This is a genomic window from Teichococcus aerophilus (assembly GCF_014490485.1).
Classification (GTDB): domain Bacteria; phylum Pseudomonadota; class Alphaproteobacteria; order Acetobacterales; family Acetobacteraceae; genus Pseudoroseomonas; species Pseudoroseomonas aerophila.
Genome location: NZ_JACTVA010000042.1, coordinates 42,060 through 48,059, shown reverse-complemented (window position 1 = coordinate 48,059; position 6,000 = coordinate 42,060). Strand labels below are relative to the sequence as shown.

The window sequence follows — 6,000 nt, the reverse complement described above, 5'->3', positions numbered from 1 at the left end:
GGCTTGTCGGGGCGATCCGGAAGATAGGACACAACTCTGCACCTGAGCGGAAAGCAGGAGATTTGCTCTCGAGTGGAGTATCTGGGAGTGCCTGCTAGAGGGCGTATCTTCCTACGCTATTCCCAGAGCAGGCTCGTCGCCTAGCCACCCAAGGTCTGCAGACCTATCTTCCTGTGTATGTCCCGCTCCCCTGCTGCTGACCTGGCCCCCCTCATCAAGCTGCTGCAAGCGGGTGTCCCACCCGAGCGCGCTGCCACCGAACTCTCTCGCGTTCTGGCGATCTGGAAGGCTGAGCTCAAGGATGACGAGGAGCAGCTGCAGGAAAGGCTCTCTGGCTTGGCCGAACAGCTGACAACAGGCATCGAGGACATGCACGAGGGCATCGCCGAAGCCAGCGACAAAGGGAAGCCTACGCTGCGGCGGATCCTGGCGGCGCATGAGGCGGTGCTGGACGCGGTGCAGAAAGCGCAGGGGACCGAATAGGCGTTCAACTAATCCGCCAGGATTAGCCACCGCCGCTCCCAACACAAGGCTTGGGCGGTCGGCCCCTACACTAGTTCAATTCCTGGAGAATGAGCCGCAAAGCCTACTCGGCCTGTCTGGCGCGGTCATATGCAGTGCGGGCGTCATTGATTGCGTCGCCATGCGCCAGTGCCCAACCACAGAGCGCCTCGAAGGGATGACGCAGAGAGTGCCCTAGTGGCGTGATGGCGTACTCCACGCCAATCGGCGCCGTCGGCAGCACAGTCCGCGTCACCAGCCCGTTCCGCTCCAGGCGCTTCAGTGCGTCCGCAAGGGCTTTGTGGGTGATGCCATCAAGGCGCCGCTTGATCTCGTTAAAGCGCGAAGGCTTTGGGCAGAGCACCGTGAGGATCAGGATGGTCCACTTGTCTGCGATCTTGTCCAGCACGGGGCGCACGCGCGCCATGTTGGACAGGGCGCAAGAGGAGAGGACTTCGAGGTCGGTATCGTTGGCCATATCTAGGCTATCCAAAGTGCGTTCTTGCTACCAGATACACTCTGTATATCTAGACCGCTATCGTTGATGAACTGGAGACGGCGATGGCGCGGATGTTGAACAAGGTGGCGTTGGTGGTAGGTGGCGCGAGTGGCATCGGCCTGGCCACCGCCCAGCGGCTAGCAGCCGAGGGCGCGACGGTGTTTCTCACCGGGCGCCGTGCCGAGACAGTGGATGCCGCCGCCGCTACAATCGGCCGAGGAGCACGCGGCCTCGTCGCGGATGCCAGCGTGGCGCAAGATGTGGCGGAAGCCGTCGCTGCGGTGCGGGACGCGCATGGCCGTATCGACGCGCTGGTGCTCAATGCCGGGATCTCCGAACCGGCAATGCTGACCGAGGAGACGCCGGAACATGTCGATCAGCACTTCCTGGTCAATGTGCGCGGCCCCGTTCTCGCCTTCCATGCGGCGGTCGGCGCCATGAACGAGGGCAGCTCGGCCGTGCTCATCGGGTCGATCGCGGACGTGGCGGGCATTCCCCACTATGGCACCTATGCTGCCACCAAGGCGGCCCTGCGCTCCTACGCGCGCACCTGGACCGCCGAACTAGCGCCGCGCGGCATCCGCGTGAACGTCGTCAGCCCGGGCCCCACGGATACGGCGATGATGGAGGCCACGACGGATGAGGTGCGCGCGGCCCTTGTTGGACAGATCCCGCTCGGCCGGATGGCGCGCCCGGAGGAAGTTGCGGCGGCAGCGCTATTTCTCCTCAGCGACGAGGCGAGCTTCATCGCGGGCGCTGAACTATGTGTCGATGGTGGGATGCGGCAGGTCTGATCTGTTACGAGCCAGCGGAGTACACGGGCTCACGCAGCTATCAGTCACTCGCAGAACGGTGGCCCTTCGCGCCGCGAGGCCATCCAGACACGGGTAGTATGTCCGATTCAGGCATCCGGTGTCACGACGCGAAGGACGGCAATGGGCGCCAAGTCGACCTACCAAGCCTGAGCCGCGGGCGGAATGGCAGCTGCTGGCAGACCTTTTGAAAAACCGCTACTGGGTTGGTAGCAGTAGGTGACCGGTCAGGGGTGCGCTCCGATTAGCATATCTCCTACGGCTGAAGCGGTGCTCTTCAGTGGGACGCCTAGGTGCGCAGCGCCTGCTCGAGGGCTAGGCTAGCAAGGCGAGCGGTCGCGAGGAGGCGGTCAAGGCCGTAACCCTCACGAGCTATGGTGGAGAGGCCGACCATCACCGTGACAACATAGTCTGCCAGCCGCCCGGCCGCCTCTGGGTGGGTGGCGGCAACGAAGCGACGGATTGTGTCCTCGGCGGCGGTGGTCAAGACACGGGCGGCGTTTCGCGCATCGGGGTCGTTGCAGCGGGCACCCTCGATGACGAGGCAGCCAGCTGCGGCAGGGTTGGCCCCATAGCGCCGGGCAGAATCCTCCAGCACGGCCGAGAGAGCCTCAGCCACGGGGCGCCCGGGCCGCAGGATCTCGGTCAACGGAACACCTTCTGTACCGGTGTAGCGGCAGAGGGTGCGGGCATAGAGTGCAGCCTTGCTGCCGAAGGCGGCGTAGAAACTGGGCGGATTGATGCCAAGCGCTTCAGTGATGTCGGCGACGCTGACGGCATCGTAGCCGCGAGCGTGGAAGAGGCGCTGAGCAGTGGCGACGGCTTGCTCCGGGTCGAAGCGGCGCGGGCGCCCCCGCGGGCGCGATATATTTGTAGTCACTATTACAAAACTCCTTGACGAGGCGTCCGCTGTCGGATTTATGTATCGACAACTACATTAAATCTCAAGGAACCTCCCGTGGGTAGTTTTCAAGGTAAGTCCGTTCTGGTGCTCGGTGGCAGCCGGGGCATTGGGGCGGCGATCGTGTGGCGTTTTGCAGCAGATGGCGCGGCGGTGACCTTCACCTATGCCGGTTCGCGTGAAGCAGCGGAGCGGGTAGCGGCCGAAACCGGCAGCACGGCGGTGGTGACAGACAGCGCCGACCGGGACGCGGTGATCGCACGGGTGCGGGATAGCGGGCCGCTAGACGTGCTGGTGGTGAACGCGGGGGTCGGCGCCTTCGGCGACCCGCTCGAGCAGGATCCTGACGCGGTGGACCGGCTCATCCGAGTGAACGTGGCCGCGCCTTACCATGCCGCGGTCGAGGCGGCACGGCGAATGCCAGAGGGCGGGCGGATCATCGTGATTGGCTCCGTCAACGGCGATCGAATTCCCTTTCCGGGCCTCAGCGCCTACGCGATGAGCAAGTCGGCGCTGCAGGGCATGGCGCGAGGGCTGGCGCGGGATTTCGGTCCGCGTGGGATCACGGTGAACGTCGTGCAGCCCGGACCGATTGACACGGACCTGAACCCGGCGGACGGGCCGATGAAGGACATCCAGCACGCCGTCATGGCCATCAAGCGTCACGGGCGGCCCGAGGACGTGGCGGGGATGGTCGCTTGGCTGGCAGGGCCGGAGGCGGGCTTCGTGACCGGGGCGATGCACACGATCGACGGCGGCTTCGGCGCCTGATGCGACGGAGCACGGGGCGGCCAGAGCGTCGGCCGCCCGCCCGTGGGTCCGTCCAACCTGTTTGCAGATAAGCCGCCTGGGCAGGTCCGTCCGCTTCCGGGAACACAGCGGTGCTTGGTGGCTACCTGAAATGGGCGCAAAGCAGGACAACTGGCCCTCCACGCCATTCCGCCCGATGTTCCTTCTTTTCGGACGAAATAGCCGATGGCATCCGGTCTCACCTTTTCGCCCGGCAGATTTGCGGCAATACCATCCGCAACCGCTGGTAGGGGCGGGAGCTGAAGGAGAGAGTGCATGTTACCGACACCGTCAGAAGTCTGCGTCATCCGCGTGCCCGCCTCTTCGACGCTCGGTAAAGCGGCGCTGGAACTCCGCCACAAGGTTTTCGTAGTGGAGCAAGGCGTTCCCGTAGAAGAGGAGATCGATGAGTACGATCCGGGCGCGACCCATTACATCGCCTTATACGAAGGTGAACTTGTTGGGACGTTGCGAGTTGTCTTCACCCCGGAGCATGCGAAGATCGGCCGGGTCGCTGTGTGCCTTGAACATCGCGGACAGGGCATCGCACGCAAGATGATGAGCGCAGCCATGGAGTTTTGCCGGAAGGGCGGTATTGTTCGCTTCTACCTGACAGCGCAGACCGACAAGATTGGGCTCTACGAGAAGCTCGGGTTCGTCGCATTCGGTTCAGAGTTTATGGATGCGGGCATCCCTCATTTGGCCATGAAGACCTACTGAGGATGCCCGCTTCCCATTCATAGCGCGTCCCTGGCCGGCACATTCATTCCATCCGACCACAGCCATTCTCGGACGATGAGGCTGACCGTCAGATCATGGCTTCCATGCCCATTGCTTTCAGGACGCCGTTCTGGATGGGCGCGACTGCGTCGTTGATGTGCTGGACGCCGTAATCCAGCCCTTCGGGCATAACGACCGTGCGCAGCGGACGCCGCTCGGTCGCCGCGACCAGTTTCGCGATTGCATCAGCGACCAGCTGCGGACGCGGCGGGTTAGCGGGATCGAACTGCTGATCGGCATGGGCCTTGATCTGGCCCGGGATCGCCGCGACCTCGCCATAGGCTGCCAGCACTGCGCTATCAGATGGCTGCGGGCTGGACGCGATAAGGTTACTGGGGAAAGGGCCCGGCTCGACGATCACCGAATCGATCCCGAAGCTACTGAGTTCGTAGCGATAGGTTTCGACAAGCGCCTCGAGTGCGAACTTGCTTGCGGCATAGACGCCGAAGAACGGGATGGTGAATCGGCCCATCAGCGACGTGACCTGCACGAGGAGCCCGCTGCCGGCGGCACGCATGTGGGGGAGGACAGCGCGATCGGTACGGACGGCGCCGAAGACGTTGACCGCGAACAATCGCTCGACGTCGGCGGTCGTATAGGCCTCCGTTACGCCTATGGGCATCAGCCCTGCGTTATTGACCAGCACGTCGATTCGACCGTGCTGCGCGATCACGCTGGCGATAGCCGCTGCGACCGACGCATCGCTGGCGACGTCCATCTCGAGGACTTGCAGAGGGTTCCCGTCTGCCTTCGCGGTCTCGATCAATTCATCCCGGACCGTGCTATTGCGGCCGTCGATGTCGCGCATCGTCGCGACGACAGTATGTCCCTGCCGCACGAGTTCCAACACCGTGAGCTTCCCAAAACCGCTGCTCGCGCCGGTGACAACCACTACCTTGCTGCGCATTTCGAATCCAATCGACAATCTACAATGACCGCCATATAGACAGACCTGTCTGTATTTACAAGCGCGCAGATTACTGCCCTGTCCATCCAAGGGCGGCACCATTATGTAAAGATCATGAAGGCGATGCCATGCAAGAACTGACCAATCTTGACGACCAACCGTTTGCCGATCTCCCTCCAAGGGAGCGCATCCGGAGAACCGCGTCTGAGCTATTCTATCGGCGCAGCATCCACACTGTAGGAATCGACCGGATCATCGCCGAAAGCGGCGTTGCCAAGATGACCTTCTACAAGCATTTTCCATCTAAGGCGTGTCTGATTACTGACTATCTTCGCAGTCAAGCCAGGGTCTGGATGCAGATGCTCGTCACCAGGACCGAGCGTCCGGGCCTGTCCCCCGTTGAGCGAGTGCTGGCGATATTCGATGCACTCGAGGCATCCTTTCAGGAACGTCCGTTCCGTAGATGTCCCTTCGTAAAGGGTTTGGCCGAGTTCGGTCCGGAGGCAGATACCCCCGAAATACAGGCGATGATCGATACCTATTTTGAAAACCTGGATAAGCTGGTCACCGGCCTCATCGCGCCTTTGGGTTTGGCCAATTCTGAGAAAACTGTCCTTCAGATTCTTGCGCTTATCCAGGGCGTGATCGTAATGGCGCAAGCCACGTCTGACAGGCGGATCGGCGGAGCCATTCGTGACGCAGCCCGACTACTGCTGGGCGACAAGTCGTGTGATTAGCTCTGTCCGCTCTATGTACCCTCTCCCTGCGTCCGCCGGATTCAAGCTTGGGATACGGAACGGAAGGCCCCTAG

Annotated in this window: 8 protein-coding genes; 5 read left to right on the top strand and 3 right to left on the bottom strand. The window is 62.5% G+C overall.

All coding sequences use genetic code 11. The features are described 5' to 3' along the window. Positions 1–177: 177 nt before the first annotated feature. Positions 178–483, top strand: coding sequence for a hypothetical protein (locus IBL26_RS19225; protein ID WP_187786130.1), 306 nt, complete (start codon positions 178–180; stop codon positions 481–483). A 103-nt stretch (positions 484–586) separates the two neighbouring features. Here the strand turns inward: IBL26_RS19225 and IBL26_RS19220 are convergent, their stop codons facing one another. Next, a complete protein-coding gene (locus IBL26_RS19220; RefSeq protein WP_187786129.1) occupies positions 587–979 on the bottom strand; it encodes a winged helix-turn-helix transcriptional regulator in 393 nt (130 codons plus the stop codon). Between the two features lie 83 nt (positions 980–1,062). Here IBL26_RS19220 and IBL26_RS19215 point away from each other — a divergent pair, with 83 nt between their 5' ends. Further along, the gene (locus IBL26_RS19215) at positions 1,063–1,794 is read left to right on the top strand and encodes an SDR family NAD(P)-dependent oxidoreductase (RefSeq protein ID WP_187786128.1); all 732 of its coding nucleotides are present in this window, start codon (positions 1,063–1,065) and stop codon (positions 1,792–1,794) included. Positions 1,795–2,101: 307 nt separating this feature from the next. Here the strand turns inward: IBL26_RS19215 and IBL26_RS19210 are convergent, their stop codons facing one another. Next, a complete protein-coding gene (locus tag IBL26_RS19210; protein WP_187786127.1) occupies positions 2,102–2,692 on the bottom strand; it encodes a TetR/AcrR family transcriptional regulator in 591 nt (196 codons plus the stop codon). Positions 2,693–2,770: 78 nt separating this feature from the next. Between IBL26_RS19210 and bdcA the strand changes: the two genes are divergently transcribed. Together bdcA and IBL26_RS19200 are read left to right on the top strand one after the other, a co-directional pair. After that, positions 2,771–3,484, top strand: coding sequence for an SDR family oxidoreductase (gene bdcA / locus IBL26_RS19205; RefSeq protein WP_187786126.1), 714 nt, complete (start codon positions 2,771–2,773; stop codon positions 3,482–3,484). A 294-nt stretch (positions 3,485–3,778) separates the two neighbouring features. Next, positions 3,779–4,222 carry a GNAT family N-acetyltransferase gene (locus IBL26_RS19200; RefSeq protein ID WP_187786125.1) on the top strand — a complete coding sequence of 148 codons (444 nt, stop codon included), beginning with the start codon at positions 3,779–3,781 and terminating at the stop codon, positions 4,220–4,222. 88 nt (positions 4,223–4,310) lie between these two features. Here the strand turns inward: IBL26_RS19200 and IBL26_RS19195 are convergent, their stop codons facing one another. Continuing rightward, positions 4,311–5,189: an SDR family oxidoreductase gene (locus IBL26_RS19195; protein WP_187786124.1), complete on the bottom strand. Its 879-nt coding sequence runs from the start codon at positions 5,187–5,189 to the stop codon at positions 4,311–4,313. 128 nt (positions 5,190–5,317) lie between these two features. Between IBL26_RS19195 and IBL26_RS19190 the strand changes: the two genes are divergently transcribed. Continuing rightward, positions 5,318–5,926, top strand: coding sequence for a TetR/AcrR family transcriptional regulator (locus tag IBL26_RS19190; protein WP_187786123.1), 609 nt, complete (start codon positions 5,318–5,320; stop codon positions 5,924–5,926). The last annotated feature ends 74 nt before the right edge of the window (positions 5,927–6,000 follow it).